This window comes from Enterovibrio norvegicus DSM 15893 (assembly GCF_900115495.1).
Classification (GTDB): domain Bacteria; phylum Pseudomonadota; class Gammaproteobacteria; order Enterobacterales; family Vibrionaceae; genus Enterovibrio; species Enterovibrio norvegicus.
In genome coordinates this window covers 33,715-55,322 of sequence record NZ_FOWR01000002.1, presented here as the reverse complement: position 1 = coordinate 55,322, position 21,608 = coordinate 33,715, and the positions used below count along the sequence as shown (strand labels likewise).

15 protein-coding genes are annotated in these 21,608 nt (G+C 46.3%); 7 read left to right on the top strand and 8 right to left on the bottom strand.

Annotated features, from left to right (window positions below; genetic code table 11):
- Positions 1-13 precede the first annotated feature (13 nt).
- Positions 14-1,099, bottom strand: coding sequence for a cholesterol oxidase substrate-binding domain-containing protein (locus tag BM082_RS01650; protein ID WP_017013887.1), 1,086 nt, complete (start codon positions 1,097-1,099; stop codon positions 14-16).
- Positions 1,100-1,105: 6 nt separating this feature from the next.
- Positions 1,106-1,891 carry an FAD-binding protein gene (locus tag BM082_RS01645; protein WP_017013888.1) on the bottom strand — a complete coding sequence of 262 codons (786 nt, stop codon included), beginning with the start codon at positions 1,889-1,891 and terminating at the stop codon, positions 1,106-1,108.
- Between the two features lie 569 nt (positions 1,892-2,460).
- Between BM082_RS01645 and BM082_RS01640 the strand changes: the two genes are divergently transcribed.
- Complete coding sequence (locus BM082_RS01640; RefSeq protein ID WP_017013889.1) at positions 2,461-2,937, top strand: DM13 domain-containing protein; 477 nt, start codon at positions 2,461-2,463, stop codon at positions 2,935-2,937.
- A gap of 170 nt (positions 2,938-3,107) precedes the next feature.
- Here BM082_RS01640 and BM082_RS01635 read toward each other — a convergent pair whose 3' ends face one another.
- Complete coding sequence (locus tag BM082_RS01635; RefSeq protein WP_017013890.1) at positions 3,108-5,669, bottom strand: hypothetical protein; 2,562 nt, start codon at positions 5,667-5,669, stop codon at positions 3,108-3,110.
- Between the two features lie 679 nt (positions 5,670-6,348).
- On the opposite strand from BM082_RS01635, the gene BM082_RS01630 reads away from it, so the two are divergent.
- The 4 genes from BM082_RS01630 to BM082_RS01615 all read left to right on the top strand — a co-directional run bounded on the left by BM082_RS01630 (position 6,349) and on the right by BM082_RS01615 (position 10,277).
- Positions 6,349-7,002: a heme-binding beta-barrel domain-containing protein gene (locus BM082_RS01630; protein ID WP_074925003.1), complete on the top strand. Its 654-nt coding sequence runs from the start codon at positions 6,349-6,351 to the stop codon at positions 7,000-7,002.
- Positions 7,003-7,210: 208 nt separating this feature from the next.
- Complete coding sequence (locus BM082_RS01625) at positions 7,211-7,912, top strand: class I SAM-dependent methyltransferase (RefSeq protein ID WP_208862511.1); 702 nt, start codon at positions 7,211-7,213, stop codon at positions 7,910-7,912.
- Between the two features lie 152 nt (positions 7,913-8,064).
- Positions 8,065-9,006, top strand: a complete 942-nt coding sequence (locus BM082_RS01620; protein ID WP_074924999.1) for a patatin-like phospholipase family protein — start codon at positions 8,065-8,067, stop codon at positions 9,004-9,006.
- Between the two features lie 359 nt (positions 9,007-9,365).
- Positions 9,366-10,277 (top strand): DMT family transporter, encoded by a 912-nt coding sequence (locus BM082_RS01615; RefSeq protein WP_074925128.1) that lies wholly within the window; start codon positions 9,366-9,368, stop codon positions 10,275-10,277.
- Between the two features lie 62 nt (positions 10,278-10,339).
- Here BM082_RS01615 and BM082_RS01610 read toward each other — a convergent pair whose 3' ends face one another.
- The 3 genes from BM082_RS01610 to iolB all read right to left on the bottom strand — a co-directional run bounded on the left by BM082_RS01610 (position 10,340) and on the right by iolB (position 12,973).
- On the bottom strand, positions 10,340-10,906 hold the full coding sequence (locus BM082_RS01610) for a DNA-3-methyladenine glycosylase I (RefSeq protein ID WP_017013895.1): 567 nt from the start codon (positions 10,904-10,906) through the stop codon (positions 10,340-10,342).
- A gap of 172 nt (positions 10,907-11,078) precedes the next feature.
- Positions 11,079-12,068, bottom strand: a complete 990-nt coding sequence (iolG, locus tag BM082_RS01605; RefSeq protein WP_017013896.1) for an inositol 2-dehydrogenase — start codon at positions 12,066-12,068, stop codon at positions 11,079-11,081.
- A gap of 74 nt (positions 12,069-12,142) precedes the next feature.
- On the bottom strand, positions 12,143-12,973 hold the full coding sequence (iolB, locus tag BM082_RS01600) for a 5-deoxy-glucuronate isomerase (protein WP_017013897.1): 831 nt from the start codon (positions 12,971-12,973) through the stop codon (positions 12,143-12,145).
- A 341-nt stretch (positions 12,974-13,314) separates the two neighbouring features.
- Here iolB and BM082_RS01590 point away from each other — a divergent pair, with 341 nt between their 5' ends.
- Both BM082_RS01590 and BM082_RS01585 read left to right on the top strand, forming a co-directional pair.
- On the top strand, positions 13,315-14,490 hold the full coding sequence (locus BM082_RS01590) for a phytanoyl-CoA dioxygenase family protein (protein WP_074924995.1): 1,176 nt from the start codon (positions 13,315-13,317) through the stop codon (positions 14,488-14,490).
- Positions 14,491-14,598: 108 nt separating this feature from the next.
- On the top strand, positions 14,599-15,204 hold the full coding sequence (locus tag BM082_RS01585) for a GNAT family N-acetyltransferase (protein ID WP_074924993.1): 606 nt from the start codon (positions 14,599-14,601) through the stop codon (positions 15,202-15,204).
- Positions 15,205-15,235: 31 nt separating this feature from the next.
- Here BM082_RS01585 and BM082_RS01580 read toward each other — a convergent pair whose 3' ends face one another.
- Positions 15,236-17,881, bottom strand: coding sequence for a hypothetical protein (locus BM082_RS01580; protein ID WP_017016367.1), 2,646 nt, complete (start codon positions 17,879-17,881; stop codon positions 15,236-15,238).
- A 677-nt stretch (positions 17,882-18,558) separates the two neighbouring features.
- Positions 18,559-21,333: a calcium-binding protein gene (locus tag BM082_RS01575; RefSeq protein ID WP_017013901.1), complete on the bottom strand. Its 2,775-nt coding sequence runs from the start codon at positions 21,331-21,333 to the stop codon at positions 18,559-18,561.
- Positions 21,334-21,608: the final 275 nt, after the last annotated feature.

Sequence of the window (21,608 nt, the reverse complement as noted above, 5' to 3'; positions counted from 1 at the left end):
AGATATAAGCAGCTTAAGGCACCAACTTTCTTACCAAGCTTGAAGCGAACAAATAGTGCGGATCATATTCACGGAGTCGCGCTGCTGTCTCTTCATAAGAACGCGTTGCAGTGCTAAACGTTGTTGGCACAGTGTTGGCAATGAAATCTTCATTTTTCCATGCCCCCGTAGCGATGTATCCCCACCCCTTCGACCATTCAACCCTGACTTGATGCGCAGGCAGTTGTTGGTAGAGCCATTCTTCAACCTCTTGATAGAACTCCCCTGCCCACGGCATGTCCGCGAAGGTCAGTAAGTCTAGCCACACCACGGTATCCAGGTTCGCATCTTGTGTGTCAGTGGTTGCTGAAAGCGCAGGGGGTTTTGCATTAGAAAGGTTTAGCCCGTCTGTTTTATCCACGCCCGTCACCCTGATTTCCATCGGCCCAGCAATCGGGTATTGGCCTCTGCCCGCATACTCTGATTGAAGACGAAGATAGACGTTAGCGAAGTCATGTAAAAACGGCTGAACATCAGCACGGTTGAGGTGCACAGCATACCCATTCGCTGTCACGCGCAAGGTGGTTTCGCGCACATACACCAAGGTCTTCCATGCTGGCCCCCAAATGTCGTAATTCTGCGCGAACAAACTGCGCGCATGGGTGTTTTCAGGTTGCGTCGATTCGACCGCTTCAATGTAAGGAAGGAAAGCCTCGAATTCTTCTTCCGTGATGGTCTCATTATTCACGCCATCGCCGGTCAAGCTTCTCGCTGATGTGTTGCTGACGACCTGATTATATAAATTCTCTCGATTCGCCCCGCCTTTTAATGCGAGGGTAGTTGTAACGGATTGCAAAATACCAAAGGCAGGCACCAATTTTGGTTTTGCGACCAAAATGCCTTTAATGATGTTTGAAATGAACAACGGAATATTGTCGCTAAACGCATAGTTATATACCCCTGATACAGCACGCGAAGAGGCCGGTTTTTGCGGCTCATTACTCCACACTTTTAGCCATGGCTTTTGACTAAATGGAAACCAAATAACCTCCATGCGCCCTGCTGAGTCCAAGATGTTTGAAATAGATAATGGGGTGTCTTCCGCCGCTTTTGCGAACAATTCAGCTTAGTGAACATCCGTGAAACTCTGGCAGCGAAGGTTATAGTTGGGCAGCACATACAATGTCGCTTCAAGAATGATGGTAGCGCCAAGCGCTACCAAGAAGAGATCGCCATCTTCTTCGTCGCGATGGAAGGTTCTCAGGGCGTATTTGCTGCCGTCCCATACCAGTGCGGTTACCGACAAGACATTGTTGCTTATACTGCCGTTTAGCGATTCATTCTCTTTTGAATCGTTGTAGCTCACTTTGGTGCCGTGACCACCGATTGAAAGCATGCCAGCAAGAGAAAGGTTACCCGGCGCAGGGGTATTTGAAAACGCATAACCGGGAATGTCTGGTTTTCCGCTAGGCTGATTGGCGAGAAAGGAATACAAGTCTTCTGATTGCACACCACATCCCGCTTTCACCACACCATAATCAGCATGGGACTCGAGCATTTCAAGGTGGTTGAACTGAGACATATCAAGCAACAAGGCTTTGTCTTTAGGCTCGTCCTTCGAAAGGATCAATGGCGACCAATTATGCATAGAGCCAAACGCCTTAATAAAGTGTCCATTCTCCAATGCCCATTTCGCGACGGATTCAAGATCTTCTAGTGATGTTACCTTGGCCGCTAATACGCCACCAACCTGAATATCTTGCGCCCAGTTTTTATACGTGATGTGATAAAACGGACTGTCACAGCCTGAAAGAAGGAATGACATGGGAAGCGATGAAACCGCAACAGAAGTGAAAAATAATCCACGGCCATTTTTTAAAAACGTTCTTCTTTCATTGTTGAATTTAGACATACCTATCCCTTTGATTAAAAATACATTTATGAACATAGAGAGCACAACCACCAACAACAGGTGCTATTTATTCAACATGATTTCATTCCAATTAAATAGGACACCCTCTAAGATTTAACACCTTGTAAGACATATTTAACTGCGGCGTCAGATTTATAAAAAAGCGCGCACCTTTCTCATAAAAAGCGCTTACTTTTCTTTTTCTTGCATTTATAAAGGAGAAGATTGTACCTAGAGTGGCACGCACTTTGTTATTTTTGGGGCGGCGAACATTAATATGTGACAAAACAGGAAACCAATGCATCACCAAAAAATATACGTGCTGTTTAACATTGTAAAAGCGCCTATATTTTATTTAGGAAAGACTCAATTTATTTCATGGATAATCGTGTAACCGCAAGCATGCGCATAATCGTAAATGTTGGCACCTTCACATCTCACGAAAGAAACAACAACGACGGTTTCTTTATCACCCTCTATTACACATAATCACTGTATCTAAACAACATGAAGGCGATGAATTCACCTTGTTTAGGCATGACATATCCCTACATCGGAGGCTTTCAACTATGACCACACGACAAGCTATTACTCTCGTCATTTCCCATGTTGCTGCTGTGGCGATAGGCTTTGCTGTCGGTATCTACTCCCTGCCCATCTTAATCGCCCCTGAAGGCCCGTCCACTGCGGAAATAACGTCAGTTTCAGCGAGTGCGAATTACACGGCAGAGTTCCGTAAAGACCTAAAAGACAGCGATACCTTTCATTGGGGCGAAGGCAGTGTTGCCATTGGGCCTGACATGATTTCATTCATGGGAGAGCTCGCACCCGGACCAGACTACAAACTGTACCTTTCCCCTGAATTTATCGAAACAGAAACCGACTTTATCAATTTAAAAAGCAAGATGACCCAAGTCGGTGATGTTAAAACGTTTGAGAACTTTATCGTCAAAGTGCCTGAAGGCATTGACCCTTCTCAGTTCAACACCGTGATTGTGTGGTGCGAAAGCTTCAACGAGTTCATTACAGCAGGGCGCTATAAGTAAAACCCAGATCTATACCTAAACAACTTGAAGATACCGGATTCAGCGAGAATCTTCAGGTTACTTGGGTATACACACAACAAATAATTATAAAAACAGCCACGCTATTGTGGCTGTTTTTTATGACATCAATTCAGTGAGCAATAGAACCACTCTCGAATAGCCGCAACCTACTATTGCAACGATGTATCCGCACTGGCCGTTTCAATCTTAATCTTGAAATAATGCATAAGGTTTGCCGTGTCGGGGTATACCAAATCTTTGTCATCCGTGTTTAACATTGGGATTTCAACGCTAAATTTCTTGTCACCAGCTGCATTTTTCCATAATCGAACTCTTGGCGACATCATAAGCAAACTGGTGGGTAACGTAGGCGCAGGTGTACCTACTGTTTTTTCAATTTCATCATCAAGGTAATTTGCAGACACATTCAACAAATTCATATCAATGTCGTCAAACTCTTTCCGCTCAAAGAAATCCACCATGGTAGAGATAGTATATACCCCGCCCGCAGCAATCCTCCGACCTTTAAAGTTTTGAACGATGGTGCCAAAGTACAAATTATTGATTTTATGCTGCCCTGCAATGCCCAACGCATCCGCGGACAAACTCACTTCTTTCGCGTTGCCCGCAAGCTTAGTGTGTCGAGCACTGAACGCTACCTTCCAACTGAGGGATTGTTGATTCGCCAATGGCGTGATGCCATAAAACCAAGGTCGGAAGAGGTAAGAGCGCAAGCCCGAAAATAGCCCTTGGATTTCTCCAACGCCGCCAGGAATACTCTGCACATCCCCAGCATCACGCTCATGTTCGTCATACGACGTTAAGTGCAAATGGGCGATGGACGGTGGACGCACTTCTACCAGCGATCCATAGCTATCTGGTCTAGGGTGGCAGTAATGGTTTGTGCTAATGGCCGAGTACACATTGCTGTTTGGGTTATTCGTCGCAGGCGTTTCTTGGGTCAACCTTGTTTTACAATAAGTGACACGACGTGAATCTGTTGGTGTACTGGTCACGACCATGTCGTTTTGACGTGCATCTGCAGCAAACACAACAAGACTGGTCCACCGCAATGGGTTCCAATCACTTTCTGCTTTCTCTGGAGAATTGCCGAAAGGATCGACATTATTCGAGTCAAAATGATCTTCCATGCTCCCTGTTTGCATTGAGTTCGAGGATGCCCCCATGTAAATCGACCCGCCACGACTGCCGTAAGTATCAAAGTTACCGAAGTCATTCGACGATGCTGTATAGGTGAATTTTTGGTGCACTTTCAGCACGCCAGCAGCATTGGGCCAGCCTTTCGTGTCTTTCACGTTTCGGCTGGCTAACACTGGCTCTGACGCATAAAGCGACCAGCCGCCATTGTTCACCGCGGCACAACTCACAAACGCATTGTGCATGTAATCTTCATAACCGCCGGGGAAGAACCAACCATCCAAGCCATTTTCACGCGCCATCAGGTTCGTCAACGTATTGTAGGCTCCATCAATGCCGACAAAGCCGTTCCACGGCATGCGCTCAACGACGATGTTCATGAACTCGTTGTACGATGCGCGAGCCGTGGTGTAGTAATTACCAGGAAGGTAAGGCGTCATTTGTGACACCAAAGAGTAATGCGTCACCAAGTTATAGAAAGAGACTTCGACCTTTGCGGTATTCTCGGGTAAACCGCTGGGCACAACCACGGTCGTCTTAGTGTCATTTTCCCCAATCGGTTTGTGATACACACGGGTTTCACCGCTTGCCTTAGGTTTTCCCGTGGTTTGTCTATCATCGGCATTAATACCAACAATACCGCCAGCGAGCTTTGAGCCAACGTTGGCATAACGCGCGACTTCTTTACCGTTAGAGGCAAATGCCCTCACCCAGCGCACCAGTGGAATGTCGACCTTATCATCCAGTAACACGTCTTTCGGCGTGTTGTACGCGCCTCGTGCTGGCACTGTGATTTCAGAATCCCCCTTGCCATTGTTTAACCTAAACGAGGTTAAACCCGTCCACACCAAAGGAAATGTAAAACGTTTTTGAGGTAATCGGTTAGGTTGTCCTGCCCAAAATTGAGGAGTATTGGGCTGCGTGGACGCAGACACCGAGGGTTGTGGTGGCGTATGCCCTAACACAATGCCGTTACCGCCATCGCCTTTGTCTTTTAAACAACCACTTACGGCAAAATCAGTAAGGAAAGTGGAGCCACATTGCGTCAGCAGTCCATTATTATCTGAACCACCGATAGGACACAGCGCTGTAGGGTGTTTTGCCACACCTCGTAAAGCAACACTGAGTGATTTTCGACGAACATAAGAACCTTGCCCACGAAAAAAGCCAGACCCTACCGGGATAATCAAATCACCAAGAATAGGAAAGTATCCTCGCCCTAGTACCACATTAAACGTCAGGGAAAGCTTTGTATCTGGTACAAGGTTCCCCAACTCGTCTCGTGTACCTAGGGCTTGTTCGATTTTCAGTTGGTTTTCTTTAGCGATTACCCTCACACGTGCTTTATCTGCTTTCCAAGCCGCGGTGGCTTCTTGGGAAGAATTACCAATAGATTCAAGATCTAACGTTGAGTCTCGAAGAGAAGGAGGCTCCTGAATCAATATAGGGGAATCCGGAATCTCTTCCGGGGGGAAAATGGCATTAATGATTCGCTCAAAAAAAATGACAACTTGCCGAAAAAAACTGCCTAATGCCGCCCAGATACCAGCGAGTCTTTCGCTAAAATCATTCATCGCACCACTCCATGTTTACCTTAGGAAATAAATCATCAAATCGATGCGAAGACCATCCTCTGTCTAAACCACTGACATCGTTTAATTCACACTTGCTGGCCGAATCCTTCGTTCAGCAAAGAGAAACTTCGCCCCATTAAACGTACAAAGTCACTCCTTCACTGTATGCGAAGGCATCTCGTAAACATGTCTAATCATTGTGATGAATATAATAATAAATGACTAATGTTACAGGCTTAACGCGTAAGAAAAAAAGGGGATGCACCTCCCCGTTAGTCAACGTCGCCATTCTCAAATATTGTTAATTCATTGCATGGTGTTAAAAATGCGTTTTCATGTAACAACATTTAGATTATGCATATTGATGCTTATATGTTTTTTGGATGCAGATTATTAATAGAACACTAAATTTCTGGATAGCTTCTCTCAAAATCCCCTGATATAAATGTATATTCTCACTCATGATCTCCCCCTCTAACTTTCAGTAATTGTTATCATTTCTCTCAAGATGTAGCAGCCCAAATAATCCCACTGCTTTCACTTCACAATGACTACTTTCTTTGACTTCATTTCAATAGCATTTGTGATGCTAGGAATAGCGATACGTCTTGGCTTAATGCTTCTGAAAAAATAGTGAGCAACTATGCCAAGAAAAAATTCAAAATAGAGGAAGTACATAATGAGCAATAAAATCTTACAAGCGACAGTGTTTTCCATTGCGATGAGCACAACTCTTACTGCGTTTGCTGAGAATGACACCGCCAAAAGTGAAGACATCATCAATGGCATCAACTTTGGCCCTCTTGCACAACTTGTGGGGACATGGAAAAGCGACAACCCAGATGGCGTTGATGTGTCTCCAGCGCAAGCAAACACGGCGCAAGGTGAAGGTGCTCCCGCTGCCACACCTCTCTATGAAGTGATGACGTTTGAAGTTGCCGCTGACGCAACAAATGCGAGCGAGCAATACCTCGCAGCCATTTATTACAAGCAAGAAGTATTCAGACAATTAGATGACACTAAGTTTCATGATCAACGTGGTTATCTGATTTATGACCACAAAAACCAAACGGTATATAACTCTTTCTGTGTACCTCGCGGCACCTGTGTCGTTGCAGAAGGCAAAGCAGGAAATGATATGACCTTAGTTGCGTCCTCTGAAGGCATTGCACAATCAAACTTTATGTCCGAAAAAGCATCGACCAAAGGTTTCACCATGAACATCAAAATCGATGGCAACAAACTCACCTATACCGAGACGGTGAAGTTGGACATCTATGGGAAACCGTTTTCGCACACTGATAGCGATACACTGGTTCGCCAAGCACAATAAGCAGTTCACCCTCCACATTTTGTGGAGGGTTTGTCCTCATGAATGACCCGAATACACCGCACTCACTTTTCCCCCACCTTTTCCGAACTCAGCGCGCTACATTCCACACAAAAAACACGTATGCCTTGTTCACGCATAGCTGGCAAAATATAAGCAAGCATCCCCTGTTGAATTCACGCTATGGCCATGCGAATTGAGAGATAACATAATGAAATCAAAGATGTATTCAATACATGCAGAGCAATATGATCTTGCTGTTCAAGATAACCTCTATAACGCGCATTTTGAACGCCCAAACTTGCAAGCAATGCTCGACAACCTCACCGGTAAAAACGTATTGGATTTAGGGTGTGGTTCAGGGGTGTACGCGCAGTTTCTCTTGGATTCAGGCGCAGCAGAGGTGACCTGTATAGATGCTTCACAGGAGATGATTGATATTGTCTCACACAAATTTTCGGACCGCGTCAATGCCTATGCGCAAGATCTCTCTCAAGGTTTACCTCAAGAGGCATCAGACAGCAAAGATGTCATCATTTGCCCGCTCATGCTGCATTACATTGAAGATCTAACCTTGCTCTTTAAAGATGCGCATCGCGTGCTGAAATCTGGCGGATACATGGTGTTCTCCACCCATCACCCGTTTGCTGATTTTGATTATTCCACCAGCGGTGATTACTTTAAACGAGAGCCGGTTATTGATTTGTGGGATACCGTTGCCGAACCCGTTGAAGTTCACTTCTTCCGTCGTTCACTCACAGAACTATTAGGGGCTGTTACACACAGTGGACTGCTGATTTCGCAGGTTTCCGAGGGCATCGTCAGTGAAAAAATCAAAACACTGTCACCAGACACTTACCATTCTATGCGGAGACAGCCTCCTTTCATTTTTGTGAAATGCTTAAAACGTTAATTTAAACAGAAAGCTACAACGCGCCCACCATGTAAAAATCACTCCTCTGATCACTGATAAGTAAAAGCTATCAGAGTGATAGCGAAGAGCGATTTCTCTTCACACTGAGGCACACGTATCCTGTGCTTATTGGTTAATAGGAGGATGTAGCAATGGCAGGTCAACGAGCATTAGTGGTAGAAGGCGGGGCAATGCGTGGCATTTTTGCCAGCGGTGTTTTGGATGCGTTCTTAGAAAACAATTACAAACCTTATGATTTTGCTGTTGGTGTGTCTGCAGGTGCGTCGAACTTGTTGGGCTATCTGGCAGGTCAACAAAAGCGCAGTTATCACGTCATTACTGAGCTTGCCACTGACTCACGCTTTTTCAATCCAACGCGCTTTTTACGCGGTGGAAATCTGATCGATGTGCAATGGCTGTGGGATGAATCTCACTCGCGCTTTCCACTTGATCGAAAAACCTTTTTTAATGCCATTCCATTACTCGCGACTGTCACCAACGTCGACACTGGATTAGCGGATTACTATTGGGTTAACGAAGATAACATCACCGATGTCATTGAAGCGACATCTGCGTTGCCCGTTGCCTATCGACAGACGCCATGTTTCTCTGGCGGTTGTTACACCGACGGCGGCGTAGCCGATTCCATTCCTGTCGCGGAAGCGTATCGCCGCGGTGCACGAGACATTACGGTTGTTTTGTCTCACCCTGCTGATTTCACCATGTCACCCATGAAGATGCCAGGGTTGATGGATCACCTTCTGAAGAAGTACCCCAACATCGCGGATGCCATGCGCCAGCGCGCTGAACGCTACAATCAATCACTCAGCTTCATTAAAAACCCGCCTGTCGATTGCAAAATCCGTGTCATTGCGCCGCCTAAGAACTTTTCTATTGGTCGCTTCACCATGAAAAAATCGAAGCTCGATGTCGGCTATGAAATGGGCAAAAAGGCAGGAAGACGTCATATTGCAAAGCAACGTAGCGCCAATAATACGCCACACATCGCCTTTGCATTAGTAACCACGACACCCTCAAAAATGAGGGCTATCAACCCAACGAGCAACAGCGATCGTTTACGCGCGTCGTTGTAAAACACGAACAAATCGCGTGTTACGCCGCAGAGGTTGAATGGTTGCTCATCCTACACTCGACGATAGACCGTTGACTTAGCGCACCTCAACGGGTGGCGACACTAACACCACCAAATGAAACGCTGTTTGAGTTAAAGGTTGCACCAATGTAAAAGATGCTTTAGTTTCAGGGGAGTTAGTTTAAAAAACCACCAAACAGAAAAGAGCATTTATGTTTACTTCATCGCTATCACTCTGGCTTCTCCTCCTTATGCCCAACAGTCGGTAGCTTTGCTCTTTTCCGGCTGTGAGTAATGCAGCCGGATACCATTTCTCACAGCCTTGTTTTCTTTCCCAACGATAAGCAAGGACGTGACAACATGAATAATACATCCGCCGCCGAACAGCCCAATGCCGATTATCGCCAAGGCATTATCTTTGCGTTGATTGGCACTGTGCTTTTTTCCGTTAAGCCTGTTCTGATCAAACTTGCTTATGCAGCAGGTGGCGATGTAACCGACATCATGAGCCTTCGTGCAGTCTCTTCTCTACCACTCTATGTCGCGATATTAATCTGGCTATGCCGCGTCCCAGAAGAGCGCAGCAAAGTGCGACAGTTTGGATTGCAAGCTGTGCTCGTCGGCATCCTTGGCTATTACTTTGCCTCTTTGCTGAACATCACGGCGCTTGAGTTTATTTCAGCGCAACTAGAACGCCTGTTGCTGTTTCTCTTCCCTTCTTTTGTGGTGATCATCAGTTGGATATTTCTGAAAGAACCACCGCGCAAAGGCACCTTTGTGTCCATTGGCTTAGGCTATGCTGGCGTGGCCATGATCGTCTTGTATGACTTTAGTTCGTTTGGTTCGCAAGTGTGGCTAGGAAGCGCTCTGGCCGTGGGGGCAGCATTGATATTCGCGATATATCTGGTATTGAGTAAAAAAGTGATCAGCAACATAGGTGCGCAGCTTTTTACCAGTATTGGTATGGGCAGTGCCGGCGTTGTCATCATGGTCCAACAGCAGTGGCAAGGTACGCAGTTCAGCAATATGTCTGATGAATTGATTGTATTGGGTGTCGCACTCGGATTTTTCTGCACCGTGCTACCGTCGTACTTTGTCGCAGCAGCCATGGCACGTTTAACACCGTCAGTATTGAGCTTAACCAGCAATGTTGGCCCTGCGATCACTGCCCTTTTTGCCATCACTCTGCTCGATGAAGCCTTCACGATCTGGCATGGCTTAGGCATGTTGCTGGTCGTTTATGCGGTCGTAAGAATTAACAAGAAGGCATAAAACAAAAAAGCGGGAGCATTCCCGCTTTTTACATTTCGATTACCATGCCTCTTCAGATGATGTTATTTTCCGACATCAACACCGTAACGGAAACAAGATGTCATGTGGTCATTTACCATGCCTGTGGCTTGCATGTACGCGTAACAAATCGTGCTGCCAACAAACTTAAAGCCACGCTTTTTCATCGCTTTGCTCATTGCATCAGATTCTGCAGTGGTCGCTGGCACATCCGACATGCTCTCCCAATGATTGATGATGGGCTTTCCACCCACAAACGACCAAACATACGCATCGAAGCTGCCAAGTTCTTTTTGAATCTCCAGCACCAACTTGGCGTTCGTCACTGTGCCATTCACCTTAAGTTTGTTTCTAACAATGGCAGGGTTCGTCAGCAGTTCTGCAATTTTTTCGTCGTCATAAGCAGCCACGGTTTCAATATCAAAATGATCAAAGGCCTCTCGGTATCCTTCACGCTTTTTCAATATGGTTGTCCAACTCAGGCCCGCTTGTGCACCTTCTAAAATCAGCATCTCAAACAATTCTCTATCATCATGAACAGGAACGCCCCATTCCGTGTCATGATAAACCTGATCAAGTTCGCTTACATTTGCCCAGCTACAACGTTCCATCGTGTTTCCCTTGAAAAAGTAAATAATGCCGACCTAAAAACACTGTATATATAACCATAGATAAAAAACCGTAGATAGAAAAAGAGGATGCAATGATGAGAAATGCATCCTCTTAGTATGGGTATAGCCTGTTTCGGGATAGGACGCTTGACTGCCCACTAAACCGTTTGGTTTAGCCGAGTTTCACCGTATTTTGTGCGTTCAACGATTCAAGTGCAGCCTCTGCCAACACCAACGCTTGTTCGCCATCGTAGCCTGAGCATTGTGGTTCAACTTTGCCTTCCAACACATCAACAAAGTGCTGCCACTCTGCGATGTAAGCTTTCTCATAACGCTCAAGGAAAAAGTACTGAGGCTTTGCGCTGCTGCAATCTTCTTCGCCCCAATGCTCAACCAAATGCTCGCGCACGTTGCCGGCTTTGAGCATGCCTTTGCTGCCATGCAGTTCTATGCGTTGATCATAGCCGTAGCCAGAACGGCGGCTGTTGATGATGTTTGCCATCGCACCAGAGGGGAAATGCAACACAATCACAGCACTGTCGATGTCTCCCGCTTCGCCAATCTCAGGATCGACCAAACATGAACCATGCGCTGAGACGGATACTGGGTCTTCTCCCATAATAAAACGCGCCATGTCGAGGTCATGCACCGACATATCACGGAAAATACCGCCAGACACTTTGACGTAATCTACGGGCGGTGGCGACGGATCACGTGACGTAATCACTAATGTTTCGGCTTTACCAATCGCGCCACTTTCAAATAAATCTTTCAACGTACGAAATTGGGGATCATAGCGGCGGTTAAAACCCACCAAGAAAGGGACACCGCTGGCTTCAACGACCTCTAAACAGGTTCTTACACGGGCTAGGCTCAAATCTATCGGCTTTTCGCAGAAAATGGCTTTTCCCGCTTTCGCCGCTAATTCAATAAGATCTGCGTGTGTGTCTGTCGCTGAACAAATACAAACCGCATGAATATCGGGGTCAGACATGGCTTCATCTACTGTCATGACATCCGCACCGTATTGATCCGCGAGTTGCATCGCACCTTCTTGATAAGGGTCAATCACCGCACGAATCTGAGTTTCAGGGTTTGCTGCGATATTCACCGCATGCACTTTTCCTATTCGCCCACATCCGAACAACGCGATATTAAACATGGCAACTCCTTATGCTTTCCAAGTTTTTATAATGATGGGTGTACTGACTGTCTTTAAGAGACAACGTCAAGCACCTAACGTGAATGCTTTTCTTCATAAACAGGAGAATTTATCCAAGCATGATCTTCTTCCCACGTGAACAACCATTTGCGAACCGGCCCCGCCATGACGTTGAGGTAGTAGCTGTCGTAACCTGCCATGGTGGCAACCGGATGGTAGCCTTTGGGTACCATGACCACGTCTTTATCATACGCCGCCATGCACTCATCAAGATCACCATCGTCGGTATAAACCCTTTGAATACAGAAGCCTTGAGGCGGGTTTAACCTGTGATAGTAGGTTTCTTCCAGCTGGGTTTCTTCTGGCGGTGCATCGCGATCATGCTTATGGCTAGGGTAGGAGCTTGTGCACCCTTCGTCGGTATACACTTCAACAACCAACAAGCTGTCAGCTTCTTTGTCATCAGGCAGAATGTTGTGCACATACCGCTGATTGTTCCCATGGCCACGCGCTTCCGCGCCCACATCATCAGGTCCGATCAAACGTGAAGGGTACGTTCCTCGCCCTGGTGCAGAGCACACCGCAAGATCCATTCCCGTCACAGCCGTAATTGTCGCGGAGTCTCCCGCGGTAACATACAACGAATAAGGTTTTGTTCGTTCAAAAGGGTCAAGGCGCTCGCCAATCACGCCAAGCGGTTGTCCCCCCAAGGTCGTATCCGCTTTACCCGCGACAAACACCAAGCACAGTTCTGTATCACTCCCTGCATCGAATGTGTGTGTATCCCCTTCTGACAAGGAATACGCGTCAAAGCCGACATATTTCCAGCCAGCAGATTCAGGTGTGATGTGCTGATAGCGCCCAGATTGGTTTAACTCGCGCTTTTTAGACAGAAGATCAGGCACACGTCCTCCTTGGTTGTGTGTGAGTGAGTCATTGTTCGCCTCAAGTATAGAAACCGGTCCGTGGTCTCTTATTGAAGGTGGTTTAATCAGTCGATTGAAAATGTTTTCAATTTCAACGTTAGCAATAATAGAACAATTTTTTCACATATCAACAAAATGAAATTTTTATTTCATTTTGAATCAATTTTGAAATAGACTGATTTTGTCACTGGACGAATTTCCACCAGCACATCGCCATCTATTGATGCAACAGAACGCACAAAAAACCACGTAAAAGAAGTAAAGCCATAAACACGCAAGACAGGTGCATATAAAGAGAGACGCCAAAGGAGAAAGGCACAATGAATCAATCAACAAACGTTGCTCAACCCTCGTTTTTTGCGTCATCAGACACCCAACTCGATAACTTTCACACTCTCTGCCACCAAACGGCCCATACGGGTCAATATCCTCTTGCCCACGCCATCACCAATAATGTCGTTATCTATGATGGCGAAGTCATCCGTCAGCACCCTGAGAAATCGCGTGATTTTCAAAATGAAATGGCGTCCGCACTGCGTGATGGCCCCGGCGTTTTCGCCGTAAAACGCTTTTTTCAGGACACACAAGTGATTGACGAAATGAGCCAGGTCTTTGAGGACATTTTGGAATCAGAGAAAGGGTATGGTGCTGGCGACCACTTCGGAAAAACGGGCCCGCAAGCGAACGGTAGGATTTGGAATGTGTTCCAGAAAAGCGCCATTGCAGCGCCATCAAACTTCGTTGAATACTACAAAAACCCGCTATTAAGCCTCGTCTCTGAAGCTTGGTTAGGCCCCCACTATCAAGTCACTGCGCAAGTGAACATTGTGAGACCCGGCGGTGAAGCACAGGTTTCCCATCGCGACTACCACTTAGGCTTTCAACAGCCAGACGAAACCGTGCGTTACCCTCTTCATATTCAGCAAATGTCATCCATGTTGACGCTACAAGGTGCCGTCGCACACACAAACATGCCCATTGAAAGCGGCCCGACGAAATTGCTTCCGTTTTCCCAACTTTATCCTCTTGGATATGTTGCCTATCACGACGATGCTTTTAAGGCCTATTTTGAGCAACACTGCGTTCAAGTGCCTTTAGAAAAAGGTGATGCTGTCTTTTTTAACCCTGCACTTTTCCATGCTGCAGGCGCAAATAAAACGCAAGATTTCCACCGTTCGGCGAATTTACTGCAAGTTTCTTCGACGTTTGCCAAACCCATGGAAACCGTCGACCTCGCTGACATCAGTCAGGTCATTTATCCTTACCTTCGCCAAGCTTGGGAGAACAATAGCTTCAGCGATGCAGAAAAAGCCGCAATCATAACGGCAGCAACCGACGGCTATTCCTTCCCGACAAACCTCGACACGGATCCACCGATTGGTGGCTTAGCTCCAGAGTCGATGGAATCGCTATTACTCCGAGCCTTGAACAACCAATGGTCACACAAGGCCTATCAAGATGCGTTACGTGAACTGCAATCCAAACAAGGCGCGTAACGACAAATACGCATTCCTCGCCAGCCTTTGAAAAACACTTGTGTGGTGGAAAATTCGGCGTAGTCTGTGCGCCAATTTCCACCATAGAAGACGAACAACGTGTCGAACATGAATACATTTAAGCGCGGCCAAACCATCCCTTTGATGGATGGCTACACCATCGCGCTCATCCAGAGAAGCGATCTTAACGATATTATCGAGATGCTGGGCGACCCAAAGGTCACGGAATACCTCTACTTTGCGCCCGCGCCAGAAGACGTTTACCGTGATTATTTTGGTCCTATCATTGAAGGCACAGCGGAAGCGATTGGCCATGGTGAATGGCCAGAAAGCCCAACGGCCATCATTCGCGACCACGAAGGTCGTTTCATGGGCATGGTGGGTCTGCATGCGGTGATGTTTTTGTCGGGGAACTATGAACTGGGCTACCAGTTTGCTCAACACGCGTGGGGCAAAGGCCTTGCGAGCAGCAGCAGCGCATTTCTTCTGTCTATTGCCTTTGATGTGTTTGGTGCACACAAAGTGGCCGCAGATTGTTATCGATCAAACGAAGGTTCCAACAAGACGCTCGTTAAAGTCGGCTTGGTTGAAGAAGGCTGTCAAACTGCGTACTACAAAACGCAATCAGGCTTTGATGATCGCCTGCACTATGGCATCACCAAAACGCAGTACAGCGCTTTCTCGCTAACGAACAGCTATAAAAAAACCCGCTAAATGCGGGTTTTTTCGTTATTGCTGGAGGCAATTACATGCTGAAGATGTCTTCACCATCTTGCAAAACAGTTTCTGCATCCGTCCAGATCGTGATTGATTTAGAGCCTTGTGTGAACACATATGCATCCAATTCACTCGCTTGAGCATCGCTCAAGCCCATGAAGGAAATCTGTTCGGCAGACAGTTCAGCGGATACTGTTGCATTTGCTTCGTAGTTCCAGTTAACCGCTTCAAGGTTAAAGGTGTCATCACCTTCACCCAAGTAAGCCACAAAGCCATCCCAGTTACCTGGATCAACGTTAGTGGTGGTTTGGAAATTATCAGACTGAGCATCAATTGCAAACGCATTGACCGTTACAGTTTGGTCACCCACACTCGTTTCCACAACAGCTTCAACTTGTGCAATTGGCTTAGGCCCTGACGTTACGCCATATGACTTACCAGAGAAGTCGATGTTTGCGTCGCCATCAACAAAGATCTTGTCAAAACCACGGTCACCCACATAGATGTTGTTGTGCTCAGCTAAGAAGTCAGCATCGTTGAAGTCATTTTGGTCGAAGATCATGGTGTCATTGCCTTCACTACCAATGTAGATGTCTTGGTCTTCACCACCATCCATGATGATGTCATCTTCAAAGCCCGCTTGAAGCACATCATTACCTGCACCGCCGTACAATGAATCGTCGCCGCTCGCACCGAACAGTTTGTCATCGCCGTCACCGCCGTAAATAATGTCATCACCTTGGCTACCGTTGATAACGTCATCGCCCGCGCCACCGTAGATAGTGTCATCACCGAGGCCACCGATAAGATTATCATCGCCTTCGTCGCCGTTGATCAGGTCATCACCGTCGCCGCCGTGGATATAATCGTCACCGTCACCGCCGCTGATGGTGTCATTGTCACTAACAAACACTTCTTTGGTCGTTTCAGCAAACTCAGAGTAATCAAGGTCACGAAGGTTCTCATAAGAGTGAGGAACCAGCGTTAAGTCTGTCGCGTCGGTGATTTCTGGACCTTCGATTTGTAGAAGGATTTTGCCGTTCTCACCGAGGTTGTGATAGTGGTGGCGGTTGCCATCCAAGTCCACATCGATAATCGCGAACTTATAAACATTACCTGCCGCATCGCAATACTTGAGCGTGTAATCCAAGTTAACCGCGTAAGTGTTGCCATCAATCGTGACAGACTGCGACTTATCATCAGAGTATTCGTTACAGTAGTTGTCACCATTCAGTACGCCATCGTCGTCCTGGAATGTCACTTCTGATGTGCCACCGTCAAATGCAAGTTTCTGAGGGAAAGACCACGTGTGGAAGTTACCGCCCGATGGCATTTCGAAATCATCACCCATGATGAACACGCTTGCGGTCGGGTCGGTTTCAATGGTTTCGGTTGCTTCTTGTCCACCGTAAATGGTGTCGTTGCCTTCGCCACCGTAAATCTCATCGTCGCCCCATTGACCGTAGATGGTGTCATTACCTGCACCGCCATCAATGTAATCATTGTCGTTAGATTTTTGTGTTGTCGCGTTAGCAACATCATCGTAATCCAATTCATTGATGTTTTTGTATGAATGAGGAACAAGTGACAAATCGGTAGCGTCAGTGATTTCTGGGCCGTCGAGTTGAAGCAACAGGTTGCCGTTTTCATTCAAGTTGTTGTAATGATGGCCGTTGCCATCCAAATCAACGTCTAGAATGGCAAAGGTATAAACGTTGCCATCAGAATCGCAGTACTTAAGGGTGTAATCCAAATTCACTGGGTACGTGTTACCGTCAATAGTCACGGTCTGTGATTTATCGTCAGAGTACTCGTTGCAGTAGTTATCACCATTCAAAACGCCATCGTCGTCTTGGAATGTAACGTCTGTTGAACCACCGTCAAATGACAGATCTTTCGGGAAAGACCAAGTGTGGAAATTACCACCAGCCGGCATATCAAAATCTGCACCCATCTGGAAGACTGTGACACTTGGGTCTTCGCTAAAATTAGGCGTGGCCGTGTTGCCGTAGATGATGTCATCACCATCACCGCCGTACAATTTGTCATTGCCGTTTTCACCGGAGATATGATCTTCGCCTTTCAGGCCAAAGATAGTGTCGTCGCCGTCACCACCAACAATGGTGTCATTCAGGTCTGCTGGATCCACTGGCTGAGGCTCAGTGATGTCTGCATAGTCAAGGCTGCTAACATTTTGGTAAGAGTTTGGAACCAAAGAAAGGTCTGTGTCACCTGTGATCTCTGGGCCATCAATTTGGATTAGGATCTTGCCGTTCTCACCCGTGTTGCAGTAATGATGGCCATTGCCATCTGCGTCAATATCAACAATCGCAAACGTATAAATGTTGCCATCGCTGTCGCAGTATTTGAGGCTGAAATCCACGTTTGCAGAATATTCTTGGCCACCGATATCAACGGTTTGTGATTTGTCATCAGAGCGCTCATTGCAACGATCATCGCCATTTAGCTGGCCATCGTCATCGTTAAAAGTGACATCAGTCGTTGAGCCCGTGAAGTTCAATTTAGGTGGAAACGACCAAGTATGGAAGTTGCCGCTGTCCATGGTGAAGTCAGCGCCCATCACGAACATTGCGCCAGTCTTTTTAGAATCATCACCATTACCGATGTCACCGTATAGTGTATCTGCGTTAGACGTACCGTTAATATCTGCCATTTCCTTTGCCCTCACTTGTCTGTCTTATGCGCGCCAACGAATGACAGTCATACATCTTCAATAAACAGCCCTGCTTACAATGCAGCACTTATATTTGGGATAGCTAACATTCATATCACGCTTGCTGTGACAACAGTTTTATAGATAAGACATCGTTAAACAATGGGTTTGGGGCAGGTTCATAGCAAAGTCAGTTGCTTGAATTAATAAGATCTTTCAGGTTGAGCAATGAAGTACCAATATAAACATGAGTAAAGTATCAGTTTGAAAAAATAATTAGGCACACTGCATAGATTACCTATACCAAGAATACACACCAGCAACTGTCGGAATAGACTAAAAACAAAAATAAATTAGATATAGAAAGCAAGAAAAATGGACATAACAGTTAAAAATAAAGAAAAGGGATATAGATGACGCTAAATTAGCGAGTTATAGGGTACTGATTTATATTGATAATAACACGATGGGATTAATAAGAACCGTTATAAACACCCATTCAAACGTCGACAAATGGTTCACTTAGCACTTCCAATTATTCCGTACAATACCCGGTAAATAAAAACACCACAAAAAACACCAACCCATTAACGAAACGGCACCTTAAAGAAACCAGAAAACAATAAAAAGCCCAGCACTTCGCTGGGCTTTAATATTTATCTATGAAGGTATTAGTATTAGGTTAGGCTAAAAATATCATCACCGTCTTGCAGGATGTTTTCCGCATCCGTCCAAATCGTGATGGCTTTAGAACCTTGTGTAAACACATACGCATCCAATTCACTCACTTGTGAGTCAGTCAATCCCATAAAGGCAATCTGTTCTGCTGAAAGCTCTGCTGAAGGTGCAGCATCAGCTTCGTAATCCCAATTGAAAGCTTCAAGGTTAAACGTGTCATCACCCTCACCCAAATAAGCCACAAAACCGTCCCAGTTGCCTGGATCGACATTTGTCGTAGTTTGGAAGTTATCAGACTGCGCATCAATCGCAAATGCGTTAACCGTCACCGTCTGATCACCATCGTCTGTCGCAACAACAGCTTCTACTTGTGCAATCGGCTTAGGACCAGATATTACACCGTATGACTTACCAGAGAAGTCGATGTTTGCATCGCCATCAACGATGATCTTATCGAAACCACGGTCGCCAACATAAATCGTCTTGTTTGCTGTTAGGAACGATAAATCAGAGAAGTCATCTTGGTCGAAGTACATGGTGTCATTACCTTCACTACCAATATAAAGGTCTTGGCCTTCGCCACCGTCCATGATGATATCGTCTTCAAAGCCAGCTTGTAGAACATCATTACCTGCACCGCCGTACAATGAATCATCACCACTCGCACCAAACAGTTTATCGTCGCCATCACCGCCGTAAAGAACGTCATCACCTTGGCTACCGTTGATAACATCATCGCCAGCTCCACCGTAGATGGTGTCGTTGCCTTGGCCACCAATCAGGTTGTCGTTACCTTCGTCGCCACGAATCACATCATCGCCGTCACCGCCGTGGATGTAGTCGTTACCTTCACCACCATTGATGGTGTCGTTGTCGCTAAAATTCTGCTCTTGAGAAACAGTAATAGTGAATGTGGTGTCGTTGAAATCACGGTCACCTAAGTTCCACAAATCTTCCCAGCCAGATGTGTTGCCATTAACCGTTTCGTGGTCTTTACCGTCGCCGTTTTCAGCAGCATTCGCCACATAAACAACAGAGCTGCTTGAACCTTGTGAAACGGTTGAACTAGTCCCGGACAAGTTCAGCGTCACTTCACCCACATCAAAACCTGCGCGGTCGCCGTTAGGGATAAGGAACATGCCGAATGACTCACCGCCAGACACATCGATATCAACAGACAGTTCAGAAATGTTCTTCACGTTATCAGCGATAACAGCTGCACGAACAACGTTGCCGTTTTCATCAATCACGTAGTAGCCAATGCTGTTGTTGTAAGCTGCGCTGTGCGTGAAATCACTCACGTTGATGGTGACAGTACCTTCGCCTTTAACGTCGTAGATGGTTGCGCCATCTTGATGACGTAGGTCGAATGTTTGGCTTAACTCAGTACCACCAAAAATGGTGTCATCGCCTGTACCGCCGTCAATAACATCATCACCGTGTTCGCCGTAGATAGTATCGTTACCCGCGCCGCCATTGATGGTGTCGTTGTCTGTTTCATTGTTCACTTTTTGTTGAAGTGACACATTGTCAATCAGCGCACCGTAGCTGTCTGAGCGGCCTTCCGCTTCAAAACGGATAGAGATGAAGTCCACACCTTGTGGCACAACAACATCTGCCGTGAATGACTCGTAGTGGTCGTTCGATTGCGTGTTGTCGAAGTACTGGCTGTAAATGACTTTGCCTTCTTGGTCGAAGACTTTTACTTCAAACTGGCTGGTTGATGTGTCGCTGCCGCGGTAACGGTTTGCGTAATCAAAAGAAAGCTCAAGAACCGCATCGCCGTCTGAAGACAAACCTTGAACATTAACGTCTTGTTGAACCCACGTATTTCTGTGGCTGTCTAGTTCCAGCACAGTGTTAGAACCGCTGTTTGAAGCCGTGCCACCATGCTGACCTTGTTGAAGTTCAATCAGGTTAGTGCCAGGTGTATACCAACCCGTCACTTGGTGATCATGGAACAAGCCCCACTTGTTGCCTGCGTTATCACCCCAATCTTCAAAATCACCATTTATAAGTAGTTCACGTGCACCGTTACCGTGCACACCGTCGTTACCGTAAATTGTGTCAGCACCTTCACCACCTTCGATGGTATCGTCGCCATTGCCGCCGATGAGCGTATCGTCACCCTCACCACCGTGAATCGTGTCGTTACCTTCAAGGCCGTTGATGATGTCGTCAAGATCGCCCGTTTCAGATTGAGACACTGATACGTTGTCGATCAATGCGCCGTAGCTGTCAGATTGGCCTTTACCTTCAAAGCGAAGTGAAATGCCATCTGTGCCAGCAGGAACAGAGAAATCGACCTCAAAATTTTGGTAGCTTTCATTAGATTGGGTGTTGTCGAAGTACTTGCTGTAAAGCACGTTGCCTTCGTTATCCATCACCTTCACTTCGAATTGGCTCGTCGCGTGGTTGTCGCCTTTGTAGCGGTTTGCATAGTCAAAAGACAGGCTTAAAGAAACGTCGCCATCTTCTGCCAGTTCCGTCACGTCAATGTCTTGTTGAACCCATGTATTACCGGTTGAATCAAGCTCTAGAACAGTGTTGTTAGAAGGTGTGTATGGCGTGCCACCGAAAGAGCCCTGTTGAAGCTCAATTGACATGCTGCCCGGCGTATACCAGCCAGCAACTTGATTGTCAGCGAACAGTCCCCATTTTCTGTTGCCATCGTCACCCCAAGCTTCAAAATCACCGTTCATTAGGAGGTTTTCGCCAGACGCGCCTGAACCGTACAAAAAATCTGAACCGCTAGTCCCTGTAATCTTCGACATCACTTCATCCTCTATTTTCGACTGTGTTCATTTGGTCAAAAAGCAGGAGTGGTTATCACCCACCGACATCACACTGCTTATGCAACCTGAACTTAGTTAGAAATTCACGTCTCATCTAAGAGAGGTGTAAAATTGAACTCTTGTTTGTTCAGCTCAGTTTTTACGATGAGGAGGTGTCTTACAATAGATAGAAGAGATGATCAGCGTAATCTCAGGGATAGGGTCTAATTCCACAGCCTAACCATAACGAGCGATGCATGAACAAAAGTACCAAT

Coding starts and splice junctions, on each gene's coding strand:
- BM082_RS01585 (WP_074924993.1), top strand. CDS start 14,599: ATGAATACATTTAAGCGCGGCCAAACCATCCCTTTGATGGATGGCTAC.
- BM082_RS01620 (WP_074924999.1), top strand. CDS start 8,065: ATGGCAGGTCAACGAGCATTAGTGGTAGAAGGCGGGGCAATGCGTGGC.
- BM082_RS01610 (WP_017013895.1), bottom strand. CDS start 10,906: ATGGAACGTTGTAGCTGGGCAAATGTAAGCGAACTTGATCAGGTTTAT.
- BM082_RS01625 (WP_208862511.1), top strand. CDS start 7,211: ATGAAATCAAAGATGTATTCAATACATGCAGAGCAATATGATCTTGCT.
- BM082_RS01575 (WP_017013901.1), bottom strand. CDS start 21,333: ATGTCGAAGATTACAGGGACTAGCGGTTCAGATTTTTTGTACGGTTCA.
- iolG (WP_017013896.1), bottom strand. CDS start 12,068: ATGTTTAATATCGCGTTGTTCGGATGTGGGCGAATAGGAAAAGTGCAT.
- BM082_RS01635 (WP_017013890.1), bottom strand. CDS start 5,669: ATGAATGATTTTAGCGAAAGACTCGCTGGTATCTGGGCGGCATTAGGC.
- BM082_RS01580 (WP_017016367.1), bottom strand. CDS start 17,881: ATGGCAGATATTAACGGTACGTCTAACGCAGATACACTATACGGTGAC.
- BM082_RS01590 (WP_074924995.1), top strand. CDS start 13,315: ATGAATCAATCAACAAACGTTGCTCAACCCTCGTTTTTTGCGTCATCA.
- BM082_RS01640 (WP_017013889.1), top strand. CDS start 2,461: ATGACCACACGACAAGCTATTACTCTCGTCATTTCCCATGTTGCTGCT.
- BM082_RS01615 (WP_074925128.1), top strand. CDS start 9,366: ATGAATAATACATCCGCCGCCGAACAGCCCAATGCCGATTATCGCCAA.
- BM082_RS01645 (WP_017013888.1), bottom strand. CDS start 1,891: ATGTCTAAATTCAACAATGAAAGAAGAACGTTTTTAAAAAATGGCCGT.
- BM082_RS01630 (WP_074925003.1), top strand. CDS start 6,349: ATGAGCAATAAAATCTTACAAGCGACAGTGTTTTCCATTGCGATGAGC.